The organism is Stenotrophomonas sp. SI-NJAU-1 (genome assembly GCF_020883215.1).
Lineage (GTDB): Bacteria > Pseudomonadota > Gammaproteobacteria > Xanthomonadales > Xanthomonadaceae > Stenotrophomonas > Stenotrophomonas indicatrix.
Window position 1 is genome coordinate 3,392,825 of sequence record NZ_CP086598.1, and the last position, 19,033, is coordinate 3,411,857.

General features: G+C 67.1%; 17 protein-coding genes. 3 read left to right on the plus strand and 14 right to left on the minus strand.

Annotation, left to right across the window (positions count from 1 at the left end; genetic code table 11):
• Position 1: 1 nt before the first annotated feature.
• The 10 genes from ybgC to aspS form a co-directional block, all read right to left on the minus strand.
• Positions 2-439, minus strand: coding sequence for a tol-pal system-associated acyl-CoA thioesterase (ybgC, locus tag LMF57_RS15505; protein ID WP_032975136.1), 438 nt, complete (start codon positions 437-439; stop codon positions 2-4).
• Positions 429-1,469: a Holliday junction branch migration DNA helicase RuvB gene (ruvB, locus tag LMF57_RS15510; protein ID WP_025874674.1), complete on the minus strand. Its 1,041-nt coding sequence runs from the start codon at positions 1,467-1,469 to the stop codon at positions 429-431. The genes ybgC and ruvB overlap by 11 nt, the downstream gene beginning before the upstream one ends.
• 419 nt (positions 1,470-1,888) lie before the next feature.
• A complete protein-coding gene (locus LMF57_RS15515; RefSeq protein WP_140225622.1) occupies positions 1,889-3,808 on the minus strand; it encodes a potassium transporter Kup in 1,920 nt (639 codons plus the stop codon).
• Positions 3,809-3,855: 47 nt separating this feature from the next.
• Complete coding sequence (gene ruvA, locus LMF57_RS15520) at positions 3,856-4,449, minus strand: Holliday junction branch migration protein RuvA (RefSeq protein ID WP_006386266.1); 594 nt, start codon at positions 4,447-4,449, stop codon at positions 3,856-3,858.
• Positions 4,450-4,462: 13 nt separating this feature from the next.
• A complete protein-coding gene (gene ruvC / locus LMF57_RS15525; protein ID WP_093818726.1) occupies positions 4,463-4,984 on the minus strand; it encodes a crossover junction endodeoxyribonuclease RuvC in 522 nt (173 codons plus the stop codon).
• A 129-nt stretch (positions 4,985-5,113) separates the two neighbouring features.
• A complete protein-coding gene (locus LMF57_RS15530; RefSeq protein WP_032975140.1) occupies positions 5,114-5,845 on the minus strand; it encodes a YebC/PmpR family DNA-binding transcriptional regulator in 732 nt (243 codons plus the stop codon).
• A gap of 163 nt (positions 5,846-6,008) precedes the next feature.
• Positions 6,009-6,641 (minus strand): alpha/beta fold hydrolase, encoded by a 633-nt coding sequence (locus LMF57_RS15535; RefSeq protein ID WP_025874679.1) that lies wholly within the window; start codon positions 6,639-6,641, stop codon positions 6,009-6,011.
• 77 nt (positions 6,642-6,718) lie between these two features.
• Complete coding sequence (locus tag LMF57_RS15540; protein WP_117311181.1) at positions 6,719-7,240, minus strand: GNAT family N-acetyltransferase; 522 nt, start codon at positions 7,238-7,240, stop codon at positions 6,719-6,721.
• Between the two features lie 32 nt (positions 7,241-7,272).
• Entirely contained in the window at positions 7,273-7,608 is a 336-nt protein-coding gene (locus LMF57_RS15545; RefSeq protein ID WP_080150528.1) for a DNA primase, read from the minus strand.
• A gap of 16 nt (positions 7,609-7,624) precedes the next feature.
• On the minus strand, positions 7,625-9,376 hold the full coding sequence (gene aspS / locus LMF57_RS15550; protein ID WP_080150529.1) for an aspartate--tRNA ligase: 1,752 nt from the start codon (positions 9,374-9,376) through the stop codon (positions 7,625-7,627).
• 159 nt (positions 9,377-9,535) lie between these two features.
• Here aspS and LMF57_RS15555 point away from each other — a divergent pair, with 159 nt between their 5' ends.
• Positions 9,536-10,282, plus strand: a complete 747-nt coding sequence (locus LMF57_RS15555) for a DUF3011 domain-containing protein (protein ID WP_117311183.1) — start codon at positions 9,536-9,538, stop codon at positions 10,280-10,282.
• 112 nt (positions 10,283-10,394) lie between these two features.
• Here LMF57_RS15555 and LMF57_RS15560 read toward each other — a convergent pair whose 3' ends face one another.
• From LMF57_RS15560 to blaL2, 3 genes are all read right to left on the minus strand, one after another.
• Positions 10,395-11,036, minus strand: coding sequence for a hypothetical protein (locus tag LMF57_RS15560; protein ID WP_229290172.1), 642 nt, complete (start codon positions 11,034-11,036; stop codon positions 10,395-10,397).
• A gap of 56 nt (positions 11,037-11,092) precedes the next feature.
• Positions 11,093-12,307 carry a cation:proton antiporter gene (locus tag LMF57_RS15565; protein WP_229290173.1) on the minus strand — a complete coding sequence of 405 codons (1,215 nt, stop codon included), beginning with the start codon at positions 12,305-12,307 and terminating at the stop codon, positions 11,093-11,095.
• An 84-nt stretch (positions 12,308-12,391) separates the two neighbouring features.
• On the minus strand, positions 12,392-13,309 hold the full coding sequence (gene blaL2, locus LMF57_RS15570) for a L2 family extended-spectrum class A beta-lactamase (RefSeq protein ID WP_229290174.1): 918 nt from the start codon (positions 13,307-13,309) through the stop codon (positions 12,392-12,394).
• A gap of 174 nt (positions 13,310-13,483) precedes the next feature.
• Here blaL2 and ampR point away from each other — a divergent pair, with 174 nt between their 5' ends.
• On the plus strand, positions 13,484-14,347 hold the full coding sequence (gene ampR, locus LMF57_RS15575) for a LysR family transcriptional regulator AmpR (protein ID WP_229290175.1): 864 nt from the start codon (positions 13,484-13,486) through the stop codon (positions 14,345-14,347).
• A gap of 91 nt (positions 14,348-14,438) precedes the next feature.
• Here the strand turns inward: ampR and LMF57_RS15580 are convergent, their stop codons facing one another.
• Positions 14,439-16,304 carry an ABC-F family ATP-binding cassette domain-containing protein gene (locus tag LMF57_RS15580; RefSeq protein ID WP_229290176.1) on the minus strand — a complete coding sequence of 622 codons (1,866 nt, stop codon included), beginning with the start codon at positions 16,302-16,304 and terminating at the stop codon, positions 14,439-14,441.
• Positions 16,305-16,638: 334 nt separating this feature from the next.
• On the opposite strand from LMF57_RS15580, the gene LMF57_RS15585 reads away from it, so the two are divergent.
• Complete coding sequence (locus LMF57_RS15585) at positions 16,639-19,026, plus strand: TonB-dependent receptor (protein ID WP_229290177.1); 2,388 nt, start codon at positions 16,639-16,641, stop codon at positions 19,024-19,026.
• The last annotated feature ends 7 nt before the right edge of the window (positions 19,027-19,033 follow it).

The window sequence follows — 19,033 nt, forward strand, 5'->3', positions numbered from 1 at the left end:
CTCAAGAGTTCTGTTCGGATTCGGGGTGGAGGTGGGGTTGCAGCGCGGCAAGGACGGCATCGTCCATGCCACGCGGGCGGAAACTGGCCGCGTCCAGTGCGGCGATGCGGACCTGTGCGGACAGCAGCAGCTGGCCGTCGCGCAGGACCTGCTGGTCGAAGACCATGCTGGCCTTCTTCAGCTGGACCAGGGTGGCGCTTACCTGCAGCTGGTCATCCAGCCGTGCCGGCTTGATGAAGTCCATCTGCATGGAGCGCACCGCGAAGACCATGCCGTGCTCGGACCGCATGCGCTCCTGGCCGTAGCCCAGCGCGCGCATCCATTCGGTCCGGGCCCGTTCCATGAAGGCCACGTAGCGGGCGTGGTAGACCACCCCGCCAGCGTCGGTATCTTCCCAGTAAATGCGTGTCGGCCAACTGAATCGCGGTTCAACCGACATCGGGGACCTCGGCAAACAGGTCCTGTGGCGGGTTCTTCGGCTTCAGACCCATGTGCCGGTAGGCCTTGTGGGTCGCCATGCGGCCACGCGCGGTGCGCACCAGGAAGCCCTGCTGGATCAGGTACGGCTCGACCACGTCCTCCAGCGTGCCCCGCTCTTCGGACAGCGCCGCGGCGAGCGACTCGATGCCCACCGGGCCACCGTCGAAGTAATCGACCATGGTCTTCAGCAGCCGGCGGTCAAGCTCGTCGAAGCCTTCCGGGTCGACCTTGAGCATCTGCATTGCGGCCTGGGCCACGGTCTGGTCGATGTGGCCACCGGCCTTGACCTGGGCGTAATCGCGCACGCGGCGCAGCAGGCGGTTGGCGATACGCGGGGTGCCACGCGCGCGGCGCGCGATCTCCCCTGCCCCGTCGGCGGTGCAGTCGATGGCCAGGATCGCGGCCGAGCGGCGCACGATGCGGGTCAGTTCTTCGACGCTGTAGAACTCCAGGCGCTGGACGATGCCGAAGCGGTCGCGCAGCGGTGCGGTCAGCAGGCCGGCGCGGGTGGTGGCGCCGATCAGGGTGAACGGCGGCAGGTCGATCTTGATCGAGCGCGCCGCAGGGCCCTCGCCGATCATGATGTCGATCTGGAAATCTTCCATCGCCGGGTACAGCACTTCTTCCACCACCGGCGAGAGGCGATGGATCTCGTCGATGAACAGCACATCGTGCGGCTGCAGGTTGGTCAGCAGCGCGGCCAGATCGCCGGCCTTCTCGATCACCGGGCCGGAGGTCACGCGCAGCGCCACGCCCAGTTCGTTGGCGATGACGTGGCTGAGGGTGGTCTTGCCCAGGCCGGGTGGGCCGAAGATCAGGACGTGGTCCAACGCATCGCCACGACCCTTGGCGGCCTGGATGTAGATCTCCATCTGCTCGCGCACTGGCACCTGGCCGAGGTAATCGGCAAGTCGCTTGGGTCGGATGCTGGCGTCGGCGGCGTCATCCTCGCGGGTGGCGCCGGCGGCGATGATGCGGTCGTCGGTCATGTGCTGATTATGCGGTAAAAGCGGGGAGATTCGGCCGGGCTGCGCCCGGCACCCGCAGAAGCGACTGCAACTTCAACTGCCGAAGCGGCAGCAGAAGCAGGTTTCCTGATGGATGGCGGGGTGGGTCCGGTTGCGGGGGGCGCTGCAAGTACGTCCATGTAAGCTCGGTCGCCGCATCCATGCGGCTCACGCCCCCGCAACCGGACCCACCCCGCCTTCGACAGATCTCCGCGATCTGCCGGAATGGCATGGCCTGCTCCTGGTAGGTGTCGACCTTGGTCGACACGGCATGGCCTGGTATTGGTGGGTGTCGACCTTGGTCGACCCGGTAGATCCACGCCATGTGTGGATGGAGCTGGATGACACGGACATGGGGTCAGAGCCCTTTTCCTGTGGAAAAGGGATCCGACCCCGCGCGGTCAGATCTCCACCTGCGCGCCCAGCTCGACCAGGCGGTTACCCGGAATCCGGAAGAAGCCCGTCGCCGGGGCGGCGTTCCGGTGCATCAGCGCGAACAGCTTGTCGCGCCAGATCGGCATGCCGCGGTTGGCGGTGGCGACGATGGTCTCGCGGCTGGCGAAGAAGGTGGTGTCCATCGGGTCGAAGTAGATACCGCCGTGGTCGCACGAGCGCATCAGCGCCAGCGGTACGTCGGGGGTCTCCATGAAGCCGAAACGCACGTAGACCCGATAGAACTCATCGCCCACCGATTCGATCTTCAGGCGCTGCCCTTCCGCCGCGTACGGCACCGGCAGGGTCACCACATGCAGGAACACGTTGCGCTCGTGCAGCACCTTGTTGTGCTTGAGGTTGTGCATCAGCGCATGCGGGGCCACGGTCGGGTCGGCGGTGAGGAACACCGCGGTGCCGGGTACGCGTACCGGCGGCGCCAGCATCAGGCCCGGCAGGAAGGTGTCGATGCGGATGCCGTCCTTGCGGATCTCGTCGCGCAGCAGTTCGCGGCCACGGCGCCAGGTGCGCATCATGGTGAACAGGAAGATGCCCAGCACCACCGGGAACCAGGCGCCCTGCAGCAGCTTGGCGCCGTTGGCGATGACAAAGCCCAGATCGATGATGAAGAACACCACGCACAAGGGCAGGATCCAGTTGCGTGCCTTGGGCCACAGCGAACGTGCGACCAGGGCCAGCAGCAGGGTATCGATCAGCATGGTGGCCGACACCGAGATGCCGTAGGCCACGGCCAGGTTGGACGAGCTGCGGAAGGCCAGCACCAGGCCGATCACCATCACCGCGATGCCCCAGTTGATGCCGGGGATGTAGATCTGGCCGATGGTGTCGTGCGAGGTGTGCTTGATGCGCATGCGCGGGATGTAGCCCAGCTGCATGGCCTGGCGCGAGACCGAGAACGCACCGGTGATCACCGACTGCGAGGCGATCACCGCCGCCATCGTGGCCAGGATGATCATCGGGTACAGCGCCCACGACGGCACCGCCTCGAAGAACGGGTTCTTCACCGCCTCGGGATGGTTGAGCACCAGCGCGCCCTGCCCCAGGTAGTTCAGCACCAGGCAGGGCAGCACGAAGAAGTACCAGGCGTGGCGGATCGGCTTGGCACCGAAGTGGCCCATGTCGGCATACAGCGCCTCGCCACCGGTCACCGCCAGCACCACCGCGCCGAGGATGAAGATGCTGTGCCAGCCGTGTTCCATGAAGAAGCGGATCGCCCACCACGGGTTGAACGCCTTCAGCACTTCCGGCGCGTCGACGATGTTGTAGATGCCGATCGCGGCCAGCGAAATGAACCAGATCGAGGTGATCGGGCCGAACAGCTTGCCGATCTTCGCGGTACCGAAACGCTGCACCGCGAACACGGCCAGCAGCACCACCACGGTGATCGGCACGATGAAGGCATGCAGCCCCGGCGCGGCAACCTCCAGGCCTTCGACCGCACCCAGCACCGATATCGCCGGGGTGATCACCCCATCGCCGAAGAACAGCGAGGCGCCGAAGATGCCGAGGATGCCGACCACATAGGCCGAGCGCGACCCGTTGCGCAGCGTGCGCTGGGTCAGCGCCATCAGCGCCATGATGCCGCCCTCGCCGTCATTGTCGGCGCGCATGATGATGGTCACGTACTTCAGGGTGACCACGATGTTCAGCGCCCAGAACGCCAGCGACAGCACACCCAGCACGGTGTCGTGGTCGCTGTTGAGCCCGTAGTGCGGCGAGAACGCCTCCTTCAGGGTATACAGCGGGCTGGTGCCGATATCGCCGAAGACCACGCCGATCGCACCGATGATCAGCGCCAGGCCCCCGGCGGGGGGAGCGTGACCATGGCCACCCTGGGCGGCGGTGTGCGGGGTTTGACTGCTGGACATGGGGCTCCTGGCGAAGCTCAGGGTAATGGGGAAGGAAACGGAGCGGCTCAGCGCAGCGCCGATTGCAGGGCCTTGCGGATGACGGTGGCCACTTCGTCGCCCTCGTTGAAGGCCTCGCGCGCCATCCGCGCCGCCTCGGCGGGCTTGTAGCCCAGCTGCTGCAGCGCCACGGTGGCATCGGACAGCGGATCGGCCGGGGCCGGGCCACTGCCGGTGGGCAGTGCGCCACCGGCACCGAACTGCGCCGCGCGGTCACGCAGTTCCAGCACCATGCGCTCGGCGGTCTTCTTGCCGATGCCGGGGATGCGGGTCAGCGCGGTGATGTCGCCGGCCTGGACCATGCGCGCGAATTCTTCGACGGTGACCCCGGACAGCACGGCCAGCGCGATCTTCGCGCCGATGCCGCTGACCTTCTGCACGTCGCGGAACAGGCGGCGCTCGCCTTCGCGCAGGAAGCCGTACAGCGAGACGCTGTCTTCCTTCTGCGAATAATGGGTGTACAGCGTGACCTCACGGCCCAGCTCGGGCAGGTCGTAGAAGGTGCTCATCGGCGCCTCCAGCTCGTAGCCCACCCCGTTGACGTCCACCACCAGCCACGGCGGCGCCTTGTAGGCGACGATTCCGCGCAGTCGACCGATCATTGCGTGCAGCTCCTCATTTGCGGCCCCACGCCTGGCGGGCAGTCAGCCCCAGGCGGTTGGCCGTTGCCCTTACGTGGGCATGGGTGATGGCCACGGCCAACGCGTCGGCCGCGTCGGCCTGCAGCTTGGTTTTCAGGTTGAGCATGAGCCCGACCATGTGTTGAACCTGTTGCTTTTCGGCGCCGCCACGACCGACCACCGCCAGCTTGATCTCGCTGGCAGCGTATTCGTGCACCGGCAGGTCGCGCAGCACCACCGCCGAAATCGCCGCGCCACGGGCCTGGCCCAGCTTCAGCGCCGAATCGGGGTTGCGCGCCATGAACACCTTTTCGATGGCCACTTCCTGCGGCTGGAACTGCAGGCACAGCTCTGCCAGGCCCAGCACCAGCAGCTTCATGCGCTGCGGGAAGTCATCGGCACCGAGCAGCACCAGCGGCTGGTGATGCACGTGGCTGACCCGGCCGCTGGCATCGACATCGATGATGCCGACCCCGGTCCGTTGTGAACCCGGGTCGATGCCGAGAATGCGGGTCATGCGGCACACGCGCGCAGGCCGCTGATCCGGGAAGGACGCATGCGGCGGTGATGGCTGGAAACGTCTGGGGTCATCATGGTCCGCATTGTCCGCTCACCGGCCGCCAAAGGCGACCGGCGCAGCGTCCGTTCAGGCGTAGGCGTCCGCGCCGAGATCGGCGTTGGAGTACACGTCCTGCACGTCGTCGAGGTCTTCCAGCATGTCCAGCAGCTTCTTGACCTGCAGGACGGTGTCGCCCTCGACCTTGATGTCGTTGTCGGCACGGAAGGTCAGCTCGGCATGATCCGGCGTGCGGCCAGCCGCCTGCATCGCATCCTTGACTGCGTGGAAGCTGTCTGCGGCGGTGAGCACGTCGATCGCGCCATCCTCCGGGTAGACCACGATGTCATCGGCACCGGCCTCGATGGCCGCTTCGGAGATGGCGTCCTCATCGGCGCCAGCGCCGTAGTGCAGCACGCCCACGCGCTTGAACATGAAGCTGACCGAGCCTTCGGTGCCCATGTTGCCGCCGCACTTGCTGAACGCATGGCGGACATCGGCCACGGTGCGCACGCGGTTGTCGGTCAGGCAATCGACGATGACGGCCACGCCACCGGGCGCGTAGCCCTCGTAGCGGATCTCTTCGTACTCGACGCCTTCCAGTTCACCGGTGGCCTTCTTGATGGCGCGCTCGATCACGTCCTTGGACATGTTCGCGGTCAGCGCCTTGTCCACGGCCACACGCAGGCGCGGGTTGTTGTTGGGGTCGCCTCCACCGCCGCGGGCGGCCACGCCGATCTCACGGATGATCTTGGTGAAAATCTTGCCGCGCTTCGCGTCAGACGCGTTTTTGCGGTTCTCGATGGAGGGGCCTCTACCCATGGGTCTTTCCGTACGTGCGTTGATGGATAAGGCCGCGGATTCTACCTGATCGGGCCCGCTGACCGTGTCGAGGGCGGATGGATGCCGCTGCGCTCGCCGGGCATGGCCCGGCGCTACCGGGGTGCACCGCCGTGGTAGCGCCGGGCCATGCCCGGCGAACCGCCTACGCGGCGGCGGCGTCCCGGCCATGGTCGAACTGGCCATGGCGGAGGAAATGCGCGGTCTGCCGCGCGGCATCGGGTGACACCACCAGGCCGCTGTGGCTGGTGCGCACCACGCAGTGGTCGGCCAGGCCCGGCAGGCGGGTCTCGGCCAGCGCCACGGTACCGTCGGAATCGTCATCCAGCGCCCCGAGCAGGCTGCCCAGCCCATGCGGCACCGAGCCGGCGATCAGGCCGACGGCGGCCTTGCCCTGCCAGTCCGGCAGCCCGTCCAGCAACAGCTCGCTGCTGCGGCCCAGGGCCAGGCCCCAACCATGTTCGGACAACGAGCGCGCTGTGCCACTGCCCCGCAGTGGCGATCCCAGGCAGACCACGCGCTGCACGGGCAACTGCGGCTGCCGGCGCAGGGCTTCCAGCGCCAGCAGGCCACCCAGGCTGTGCCCGACCAGCGACAGCGGGCCGGCATCTGCCAGCCGCTCCAGCAACTGCGGCACGGCCACATCGGGACCGCCAAATACGGACGAGTAGCCAAAGGTATGGACCTGGAAGCCGCGCGCGCGCAGGCGCCAGGCCAGCGGCCCGACCCAGGCACGGGCATTCCAGATGCCATGCAACAACAGAACGGGGGGAGTCATGTGCAACAGCCTGGCGGTCAGCGGGGCGGAACTACGGTGATTGAACACAAGCCAGGGGCAAGCGGCGGTGAACGCTTTCAGGCCGGATGCGGCAGACGGCGCAGGATGAACTCAAGATCGTTGGTATCGCCCACCGGGAACAGGTACTCGCCGGCCTTTTCAAAACCATACCGGGCGTAGAAGCGCTGCGCGCCGAAGTTTTCCGACCACACGCCCAGCCACAGCGTGCGCGGGCCGTCGCGCTCCAGCCAGGCCAGCGCGGTTTCCAGCAGGCGGCTGCCCCAGCCGCAGCTCTGCTGCGTCTTGATCAGGTACAGGCGCTTGAGCTCACCGTCACCGGGCTTCACGTCCGGATGCGGCAACCCACAGGGGCCGGCGGCGGCATGGCCGACCGCCTCCCCGTCCAGCTCCAGCAGCCACACCGCGTAATCGGGGTGGGCCAGGATCGTGCGCTGACGCTCGACCGTGTAGGCCTCGTCGATGAAGTCCTGCAGATCCTGCGGCGGATACAGATGGCCGAAGGTTTCGGTGAACGTGCGTGCGGCCAGCGCCGACAGGGTCGGCGCGTCGTCCACAGTGGCGCGGCGGATCGAATACATGGGTCGAGTTGACGTCAGGACCACGGTTCGGGTCAAGCCCGCTCCGCCGGTTCCTTGCCGTCTTCTTCCTCTTCCTCTTCTTCGTATTCCTCGTCGTCCTCTTCTTCCTCGCCGTCTTCCTCTTCTTCGCCTTCCTCGTCCTCGTCGTACTCTTCCTCTTCGTCGTCTTCGTAATCCTCGACGCCGAAGTCTTCACCGTCCCAGCGGCCTTCGCCGTCGGCGACGAAGGTCAGGGCCATGGCCGACGGGTTGGTTCCGACACGGACCAGCCAACCACCGAAGACACGTGCACGCTCGGTGACCAGGTTGGCCTCGGAGCCTTCATTGCCCAGCTTTTCCCACTCCAGCGAAAACGCAAACTCGGTCATTGCCTGGATCTCCTGATCAGTTTTTCTTGGGGCGAACCTGGATGTGCACTTCGGCCAGCTGCTCGTCGACGATCGGCGACGGCGCGTCGGTCATCAGATCCTGCGCACCGGTGGTCTTCGGGAACGGGATGACGTCGCGGATCGACTCGGTGCCGGCCATCAGCGCGGCGATGCGGTCGATGCCGAAGGCGATGCCACCGTGCGGCGGTGCGCCGTAGTTCAGCGCGTCGAGCAGGAAGCCGAACTTGGCGCGGGCTTCTTCGGCACCGATGCCGAGCAGTTCGAACACTGCGCTCTGCATGTCGGGGCGGTGGATACGGATCGAACCGCCGCCGATTTCATTGCCGTTGAGCACCATGTCGTAGCCGCGCGAAACGGCAGTCTTGGCGTGCGCGCGCAGGTCGGCGATGTCGTCCACGGCCGGCGCGGTGAAGGGGTGATGCAGGGCGACGTAGCGCTGCGCTTCCTCATCCCATTCGAACATCGGGAAGTCGGTGACCCACAGCGGTGCCCAGCCGTCGGCGACCAGACCGAAGTCCTTGCCGGCCTTCAGGCGCAGCGCGCCCATGAAGTCGGACACCTTGTTGTAGCCGCCGGCACCGAAGAACACGATGTCGCCGTTGCCGGCGCCGACATGGGCGACCAGGGCGGCGAAGCCCTCTTCACTGAAGAACTTCTGGATCGGTGAGCTGATTTCACCGTTCTCGCCCACCTTGATGTAGGCCAGGCCCTTCGCACCGTACTTGGCGGCGTGCGCGGCGTACTCGTCGATCTGCTTGCGCGACAGGCTGGCACCACCGGGGATGCGCAGGGCGGCGACGCGGCCATCGGCATCGTTGGCAGCAGCGGTGAACACCGGGAATTCGCTGGTCTTGACCAGTTCGGCCACGTCCACCAGTTCCAGCGCGATGCGCAGGTCCGGCTTGTCCGAACCATAGCGACGCATCGCCTCGGCCCAGGTCATGCGCGGGAAGCTGGCATCCAGTTCGACGTCGACCACTTCCTTGAAGATGGCGCGGATCATGTCTTCGACGAAGTCCTGCACGTCGCGTTCGCGGACGAAGGCGAACTCCATGTCCAGCTGGGTGAATTCCAGCTGGCGGTCGGCACGCAGGGCCTCGTCGCGGAAGCAGCGCGCGATCTGGTAGTAGCGGTCGAAGCCGGCCACCATCAGGATCTGCTTGAACAGCTGCGGGCTCTGCGGCAGGGCATAGAACTCGCCCGGGTGCATGCGCGCCGGCACCAGGAAGTCGCGTGCGCCTTCCGGGGTGGCCTTGGTCAGGATCGGCGTTTCGATGTCCTGGAAGCCCTTCTCGTCCAGGTGGCGGCGCAGGGCCTGCACCAGCTTGATGCGGGTGCGCTGCATGCGCTGCATTTCCGGACGGCGCAGGTCCAGGTAGCGGTACTTCAGGCGGGTTTCTTCGCCGGGGTTCTCGTGGGCGTGGAACGGCAGCGGCGCGGCCTTGTTCAGCACGGTGATGGCGGTGGCGATCACTTCCACCTTGCCCGTGCGCAGCTTGTCGTTGACCGCGTGGCGGGCACGTACCACGCCTTCCACCTGCAGCACGTCCTCATAGCCCAGCGAAGCGGCCACGGCGAACACTTCGGCGTTGTCGAGCTCCACCGTCACCTGCACGATGCCTTCATGATCGCGGAGATCGATGAAGCAGACGCCGCCCTGGTTACGGGCCACGTCGGTCCAGCCGGCGAGGGTGACAGTCTGGCCAATCAGGGTCTCATCGACCAGGCCGCAGAAGTGGGTACGCATGGGGGAAAGCTCCGCTGGAGAACGCCGGCGCCTGATGGGGGCCGGAAAGCCTCTTATTCTGCGGCCGAGGCCCCGGCCGGGGCAAATGCGGACGGTCACGCGGGCTTGATCGCCCCCGTCCTTATAGTCGCGCACCTACTCCCGTATGGGGATGTCGCCATGAAACCGCAGTCTCTGGCCAGCCTGGCCGTGATCCTTGGCACCTTTACCGCGCTCGCCCTGCACTCCGCCCCTGCCGCCGCGCAGGACGGGGTGGTCCGCTGCGAGAGCCAGAACAACCGCGAACGCGTCTGCAACACCGGCTGGCGCGACGCCCGGCTGGTCCGCCAGCTGTCCGGTTCGGCCTGCGTGGAAGGCCGAACCTGGGGCACGCGCAATGGCAGCATCTGGGTCAACAACGGCTGCCGCGCCGAATTCACCCAGGGCCGAGGCGGCTGGGGTGGCGGCAACGGCGGCGGTTGGGGTGGTGGCAACGGCAACGGCAACAGCGGCACCGTGCGCTGCGAAAGCCAGGACAACCGCGAACGCAGCTGCCCGGTGGGCTGGCGCAACGCACGCGTGGTCCGGCAGATCTCCGGCACGCAGTGCGTGGAAGGCCAGAACTGGGGCGTGCGCAACGGCGCGATCTGGGTCAACCGCGGCTGCCGCGCCGAGTTCGCCGAGGCCCGCGGTGGCTGGGGCGGCGGCAATGGCGGCGGCTGGGGTGGTGGCAACAGCAACTACACCGTGACCTGCAGCAGCAACAACAACCGCCAGCAGAGCTGTAACTGGGACGAGCGCCAGGGCCGGCCTGTGCTGCAGCAGCAGCTGTCCGGCAGCGCCTGCCAGGAAGGCCGGACCTGGGGCTACTCGCGCGGCAATGTGTGGGTCAGCAACGGCTGCCGGGCGCGCTTCGGCACGCGTTGAGGGGTAGCGCCGGGCCATGCCCGGCGAGCGCAGCGGCAGGGTCTCCGCTTGAAAGCCGCCGGGCATGGCCCGGCGCTACCGGACTGTCCGCAGCAGCATGCCAAGGAGCCGATCAGGGTGCCGGCGCCGCTGAATCACCCCAGGGCGCCGGCGGCAGCGCGACCGGCTTGCTGAGATCGAACTCGACCCGGAAACGGCGCCCTTCCGGGCGCGTCAGCTCATAGACGAAACGCTGGTCCGGCTCGATCTCCATCGCCCAGGTGTTGTGGGTTGAAGCCAGCATGTCGGCACGGCGGAACATCGCCACCGATTCGCCATCTGCGGGGAACTGCTGGCGTTCGGCGGTGCCCGGCGGCTTGCTGTCGCCGCCGTACAGGGTGATCGCATCGGGGCTGCCATCGGCGTGGCGATGGTCGTGCTTCAGGCGCAGCCCGTGCTCGGTGCGGGTCAACACCCAGGTGCGCGAGTGGTCATCGCCGACGTGGAACGGGATGCGCAGCTCATGGCCCGGGTCGGCGCAGCCCCGCACGTGCATCACCAGCTTCTGCCCGGCGAAGGGGTCTTTGCCGGTGGGGGCCGGCGTGTCTTCCACCACCTTGCCCTCGTAGGCCTGGCCACAATGGGCAGCGACCGCGGCCATGAAGGCGTCGGCCGGCGCGGTCGACAGATCGTGGTTGACCGTATGCGATGGCTGCGAGCAGGCGGCGAGGCCGAGCAGGGCGATGGCGGAAGCAACAGCGGCGATCGGTTTCATGCCCCAACCCTAACGGCCATGGCCGATGCGCGCAAACCGCACTCCCTGGATCCACCTCAGCGCTCGGCTGCAGGGGTGGCGGCAACCACTTCTGTCGCTGCCACGGGTGCATCTTCGCCCTGCCCTGCCGGCTCCTGCTCGACCGGGTCGACATCGAACGGCGTGCGGAACACCAGCGAGGGCAGCAGCGTGGTCAATGCGGCGTACAGCAGCAACGCGCCGAACAGCACCGCGGGAATCTGGAAGCGATCGCGCATGATCGCGGCCAGCACCAGGGTGAAGATCAGCGTCGGTGCCAGCGCCAGCGATACGCGCAGGCTGCTGCGGAAGCTCTCGCCGAACATCACCCGGCGCTGCAGCCAGACCACCGCGATGCGCAGCGGCAGCACCACCAGGGTGATGACGATGCCCAGCCCCAGCGTCTCCCAGCTCAGCGCTTCGCTGGGCACCTTGGTGCCGGCGTTGAAGAAGTAGAACGGCACGAAGAACGAGGCGAACAGACGCAGCGCATGCAGGTTTTCGTGCGAGGCCAGCAGCGGCATGCGCTGGTGCAGCAGGCGCGCGACCAGGCCGGCAATGAAGGCGCCAACCAGGTAGTACACGCCCAGCAGGTAGGTGATGTACGCCGCCACCATGCCCACCATCACCAGCAGCGAGAATTCCGAGCCCGGCGCATGCGGCGCGACCCAGCGACCGAGCGCGATGAACAGCAGCGGCAGGCCGATCATCATCGCCAGCAGGGCCAGGCTGGACAGCGCCATGTGCCCGGGATCGCCAGCCTGAAGCACGATGAACAACGCCGCCAGGGCCAGCAGTTCGCCGGCGATGGCCTTGCTGGTGACCCAGAACCGCTCGTCCTCGCTCAGCCCCAGCCGCGACAGCGAATCCATGATGAAACCGGTGGAGGGGGTCAGCAGCGCAAGTGCCAGCAACCCGGCCGCCTGCCAAGGCAGGCCGGCGTAACGCCAGGCCAGCCAGCCGACGCCGAACAGGGTCGCACTGCGGATCAGCAGATGCGCCAGCAGCGGCCACATGCCGCGCCGCAGGGCCTGCAGGTCAACTTCCAGGCCAGCGAACAGGAACAGCGAGGAGATGCCCAGCGTGGCCAGCAGTGCGATGACCGCGTCGTGCGCCTGGTCGCCCAGCCAGAGCATGCCGATGATGCCGAACAGCAGGCAGGTCAGCGGCGCCGGCAGGCTGAACCGCTGCAGCGCGCGCGGGATGACCAGCAGCGCGAAGATCAGCAGCAGGTAGACCAGTTCATGGCTCATCGGGGGACTTCCGTGTGGATCGAACGCGCGCAGGATGCGGGTTCGCGCACCGTGGGGCAAGCCGCCGATGAAGCACCCGTTGCCTCAGCCGATCAGCTGGTCGGCGATCCGACTCACCTGGGCCAGCACGGCCGCTCGCTGTTCCTCGTCCACCGAAGCACCCTGCAGATAAGCAGTGATCACCCAGGGCGTGCCGCCCGCACGCGGCCACAGCACGGCAATATCGTTGCGGGTGTCCTCGCCGTTGCTGCCGGTCTTGTCACCCACGCGCCAGCGCGTGCCCAGCCCTGCCCGCAGGCAGGCGTCGCCGGTCTGGTTGTCGATCAGCCAGTCGGCGAACTGCTGGCGCGATGCGGCGGAGATGCCATCGCCCACGGCAAACAGGGCCAGGCTGGCGGCCATTGCCGCCGGACTGGTGGTATCACGCGGATCGCCTGCGGCGAAACGGTTCATGTCCGGCTCGTAGCGGTCGTTGCGGGTCACGCGGTCGCCGTGGTCGCGCAGGAAAGCGGTCAGTGCCGCCGGCCCGCCGGTCACCCCCAGCAGCAGGTTGGCTGCGGTGTTGTCGCTGGTGGTCAGGGTGCCGCGGCACAGGTCGCGCACGCTCAGGTCCTTGCCGACGTGGCGGCGGGCCACCGGGGCGTAGGACAGCAGATCCTTCTCGGCGACCGCCACGCGGCTGTCCAGCGAGACACGGCCGGCGTCTGCAAGGCTCAGCACATGGGCCACCAGCATCGACTTGAAGGTGCTGCACATCGGGAAGCGCTCGCCCTCGCGATGCCCGCCGATGCGGCGGCCGCTGCGGGTGTCGAGCACCGTCACACCCAGTCGTCCGCCGCTGGCCTTTTCCAGCGCGGCGAAGTCGGCGGCGGCGGCGATGGCGGCATCGACCGGTGTGGCGGGCACGGTGGCAGATGCGGCAGCCCGGGCCAGCAGCGGCAACGCAAGGGTGGAGGCGACTGCGGCACTACTGAACTGCAGGAATCGACGACGGGCAAGCATGCTGAATCCTCGTGGAAGCTGTCCCGATTATTGAAAGGGTGGGCAACGGCGACCAGCGCGTTTTTTCAGCATCAGCCATTAGATTAATTCATGTATGGCGCATTAAACCCTCTATTTATCCAACGCCCATGGCAAGGCGCTACCATCAGCCATCACCCCACCTCACACCTTCCCATGCTGCATCCCACCCTGCCGCTGAACGCCCTGCGCGCCTTCGAGGCCGCCGCCCGGCACCAGAATTTCACCCGCGCGGCGCTGGAGCTGTGCGTCAGCCAGGCAGCACTGAGCCACCAGATACGCGGACTGGAGGACCGGTTGGGCATCCGCCTGTTCCATCGTCTGCCCCGCGGCGTGGCGTTGACCGAGGAAGGCGCAGCCCTGTACCCGGTGCTCAATGAATCCTTCGAGCGCATTTCAGCCAGCATCGCCCGCTACACCGGTGGCCCGGCGCGGGAAGTGCTGACGATCGGCGTGGTCGGCACCTTCGCCACCGGCTGGCTGCTGCCGCGGCTGGCCGCGTTCGATGCGGCCCACCCGGATATCGAACTGCGGCTGCAGACCCACAACAACCGCATCGACCTGGCCGGTGAAGGCCTGGACCTGGCGATCCGTTTCGGCGATGGCGACTGGCAGGGACAGGCCTGCACGGCGATCCTGGACGCGCCGTTCGCGCCGTTGTGCGCGCCGGCCCTGGCGCGGCGGCTGAAGCATCCGCGCGATCTGGCGGCCCTGCCGCTGCTGCGTTCGTACCGCAGCGACGAATGGCCACGCTGGCTGCAGATGGCCGGGGCCAGCGGCGTGGAAGCACGCGGACCGGTGTTCGATTCGTCCTTGACGCTGGCGGTGGCTGCGGCCGGTGGCGCAGGCGTTGCCCTGCTGCCGCTGCGCATGTTCGAAGCGGACCTGGCCGAGGGCCGGCTGCTGCAGCCGTTTGCCACCACGCTGGAACTGGGTCGCTACTGGCTGACCCGTCTGCGCTCGCGTGCCGAACGGGAACCGGCCAAGCGGTTCCGCGAATGGCTGCAGGCACAGGGATGAAACACGCGCGCCGCGGGTAGCGCCGGGCCATGCCCGGCGCGCGCAGCGGTTGGAAGAAGCCGCCGGGCATGGCCCGGCGCTACCGATGGAATCAGGACTCCAGCAGTTCCATCCAGGCCGCTTCGGCCTTTTCCAGCTGTGCGGCGGTGGCTTCGCGGTCGCGGCCGAGTACGGCCATGCGCGTGGCGTCGGCATAGTTGCTTGAGTCGGCAAGCTGCCGGTCCAGTTCGGCCAACACACCTTCCAGCTCGGCGACCTTGGCTTCGGCGCTGGCCAGCTTGTGCGGGTTGACCGGCTTCTTCTGCACCACCTGCGCGACCGGTGCGGTCTTGACCACCACCGGTTCTTCCACCTGCTCCATGCGTGCCTTGGTGCCCTGCGCCTGCGGGCGCGTGCGCAGCCAGGCGGCATAGGCGTCGAGGTCACCATCGAACGGTTCGACCACGCCGTCGGCCACACGCCAGAAGGTGTCACAGACCAGGCCGATCAGGTGGCGGTCATGCGAAACCATCACGATCGCGCCGTCGAAATCGGCCAGCGCTTCAGCCAGGGCTTCGCGCATTTCCAGGTCAAGGTGGTTGGTCGGTTCGTCCAGCAGCAGCACGTTCGGCTGCTGCCAGGCGATCAACGCCAGCGCCAGGCGTGCACGCTCGCCACCGGAGAAACCATCCACCGGTTCAAAGGCACGGTCGCCCGGGAAATTCCACTTGCCGAGGAAGTCGCGGAACGATTGGTTCGGTGCATCCGGGGCCAGCTCGCGGAAGTGTTCCATCGGCGACTGGCCTTCATGCAGCGACTCGACCGTGTGCTGGGCGAAGTAGCCGATGCGCAGGTCCGGGTGGGCGGCGCGCTCGCCGGCGATCGGTGCCAGTTCGCCCACCAGGGTCTTCACCAGGGTGGTCTTGCCGGCGCCGTTGGGGCCCAGCAGGCCGATGCGCTGGCCCGCCTCCAGACCGAAGCCCACGTTGTGCAGGATCACCGAATCGCTGCCGTAGCCGGCCTCGACGTGGTTCAGGCGGATCAGCGAGAACGGCAGCTTGGCCGGCGGTGCGAACTCGATGCGGAATTCGCGCTCGGCGCGCACCGCCTCGGTACCGGCCAGCTTGGCCAGGCGCTTCATCCGGCTCTGTGCCTGTGCGGCCTTGCTGGCCTGGGCCTTGAAGCGGTCGATGAAGCTCTGCAGGTGGGCGCGCTCGGCCTGTTCCTTCTCATGCGCGATCTGCTGCTGGCGCAGCTGTTCGGCACGCTGGCGCTCGAAGTCGGTGTAACCGCCCGGGTAAAGCTTGGCGCCACCACCGTGCAGGTGCAGGGTGTGGGTGGCGACGTTGTCGAGGAACTCGCGGTCGTGCGAGATCAGCAGCAGGGTGCCCGGGTACTTCAGCAGCCACTGTTCCAGCCAGTACACCGCGTCCAGATCCAGGTGGTTGGTCGGTTCGTCCAGCAGCAGCAGGTCGCTGGGCATCATCAGCGCGCGGGCCAGGTTCAGGCGCACGCGCCAGCCGCCGGAGAACGAGGACACCGCGCGGTGGTGCGTTTCGGCCGGGAAGCCCAGGCCATGCAGCAGCTTGCCGGCACGCGCTTCGGCGTCGTAGGCGTTCAGTTCGGCCATGCGCGTATGCGCCTCGGCCACCGCTTCCCAGTCTTCGCGGGCGGTGGCGTCGGCTTCGGCAGCCAGCACCGCAGCCACTTCGATGTCACCGCCCAGCACGAAGCTCAGCGCCGGGTCCGGCAGGGACGGGGTTTCCTGGGCAACGCTGGCGATGCGGATCTTGCCCGGCAGGTCGACGTCACCCTTGTCGGCCTCCAGTTCGCCCTTCACCGCCGCGAACAGGCTGGACTTGCCAGCACCGTTGCGGCCGACCACACCTACCCGGTAACCGGCATGCAGGGTCAGGTCGACATTGGACAACAGCAGCCGCTCGCCGCGGCGCAAGGCGAAATTACGAAGCGAAATCATGGGTGGAGGCGTCCATATAACCGAATGGAATGTGCTGGTAAGCACTGTTCCTGCGACGCAATTCTAACGTTAACGAATACTTGACGCGCCCCGGGATGCGCGACGGCCGACGTTCCTCTCTCCCACGTCCTGTCCGCGCGCCTCCCGGGCCCCTCCCCCGTCACTGCCTGTCGCAGCTAAATGGTTGCTGCTGCAACGTTTTTTCTGATGACCAGCATTTGACAGGCACTGAATATCCCGTTAATTCCTGTATTGCGCACCGCAACAACCGTCGTCCGCCTCACCCCCGTGATGTCGATTCCGGTGCCATCCCGCCAACCGGAGCCCCCTCCCGATGACCCGCAAGACCAGCCTGATCGCCGCCGCCGTCGCTGTCGCACTCGGTGGTTCTCCGTTCGTTGCCGCCGCCCAGCAGGCCGGCACCGCCGCCAACACGCTGGATACGGTGATCGTCACCGGCACCCGCGTGGCCGACCGCACGGTCGCCGAATCGCAGTCGCCGATCGACATCATCACCCCCGAGATCCTGCAGTCCACCGGTACCGGTGAGCTGGCCACCGCGCTGTCGCGCGCGCTGCCGTCGCTGAACTTCCCGCGCCCCGCGCTGACCGACGGCACCAGCGGTGTGCGCCCGGCACAGCTGCGCGGCCTGTCGCCGGACCAGGTGCTGGTGCTGGTCAATGGCAAGCGCCGCCACACCTCGGCGATGATCAACGTCAACGGCAGCATCGGCCGCGGTTCGTCGGCGGTGGACATCAACGCGATTCCGATCGCCGCCATCGAGCGCGTCGAGGTGCTGCGTGACGGCGCCTCCGCGCAGTACGGTTCGGATGCCATCGCCGGCGTCATCAACATCGTGCTGAAGGGCAGCGGCAGTGGCGGCAGCCTGGCCGTCGACTACGGCCAGTACTCGGCCGGCGACGGCAACAAGTACCAGCTGTCCGGCGATACCGGCGTGGAATTCGGCAACGGCCGTGGCCGCGTGCACGTGGCCGGCCAGATCAGCCAGCAGGACGAGAGCGACCGCGCCGGCCCGTATCGCGGCACCACGCCGAACACCGGCAACTTCCCCAGTGTCGGCCAGACCACCTTCATCGTCGGCGACCCGCGCGTGGACGCCACTGCGGCGTCGGCCAACGCCAGCTTCGATTTCAGCGACCACGTGACCGGCTATGCGAGCGCGCTGCTCAGCAACCGCGACATCACCTCGTTCGCGTTCTACCGTTCGCGCAACCACAGTGGCCAGACCGCACTGCTGGCGCAGACCTACCCGGACGGTTTCGTGCCGCAGATCAACCAGTACTCCAAGGACCGCTCGCTGGTGGCCGGGGTCAAAGGCAACACCGATAACGGCTGGACCTGGGACCTGAGCCTGAACCACGGCGAGAACACCCTGGATTTCCATACCCGCAACAGCATCAACTACAGCCTGGGTGCGACCAGCCCACGCTCGTTCTACGACGGCACGCTGAAGTACCAGCAGGACATCTTCAACGCCGATCTGACCAAGTCGCTGGACTGGGGCCTGGCCTATCCGGTCACGCTGTCCTTCGGCGGTGAGTATCGACGCGAGAAGTGGGACCAGAACCCGGGCGAGCTGAATTCCTACACCGGCACCGGTGCGCAGGGCTTCGGCGGCTTCACCCCGACCAACGAAGTGCACACCGACCGGCACAACTACGCGGTCTATGCGGGCCTGGAAGCGGACCTGACCGAAAAGTTCTCCGCCGGCATCACCGGCCGTTACGAGGATTACTCGGACTTCGGCGACCGCTTCTCCGGCAAGCTGTCGGCGCGCTATGCGTTCACCGACAAGGTGGCGCTGCGTGCCACCGCCTCCAGCGGTTTCCGCGCACCGTCACTGGCCCAGCAGGGCTACCAGGCAGTGACCAGCCAGTTCCTCAATGGGGTGTTCGTTGAACGCGGCACCTTCCCGACCACCAGCCCGGCCGCACAGGCACTGGGCGCGTCGCCGCTGAAGGCCGAGACCTCCACGTCCTACAGCCTGGGCCTGGTGCTGCAGCCGGTGGATCGCCTGTACGTCACTGTCGATGCGTACCAGATCGACATCGACGATCGCATCGCACTGTCGTCCAGCATCACCACCAATGCCGCCTCCAGTGCGCTGCTGGCCACGCTCGGCCTGCCGCAGGTGACTGCGTTCTCGTACTTCACCAACGGCCTGGACACCCGCACCCGCGGCGTCGACTTCGTGTCCAGCTACACCGTGCCGTTCAGCGCCAGCAGCCTGGAACTGACCGCGGCCTACAGCTACAACGACACCGAAGTGCAGCGCGTGGGTGGCACGCCGGCGGTGTTCGGCACGCTGGGCCTGACCCAGTCGCTGATCGGCCGCGATGAAATCGGCCGCATCGAGGACAGTTATCCGCGCGACAAGACGATCCTGAGTGGCACCTGGCGTTCGGATCACTGGGAACTGGGCCTGGCGGCGACCCGCTACGGCGAGTTCACGGTGCGCAACTCGGCCACCGCCGCGCGCGACCAGACCTACGGCGACAAGTGGGTGCTGGATGCCTCGGCCAGCTACAAGCCGAGTGCGAACTGGACGCTGACGGTGGGCGCCGACAACCTGCTGGACGAGTACCCGGACCGCACCGAGGACCTGCAGAACTCGACCTTCGGCATGCTGCCGTACAGCAACTACTCGCCGTTCGGCTTCAATGGCGCGTATGTGTACGGGCGGATCAAGTACAACTGGTAAGCGGTAA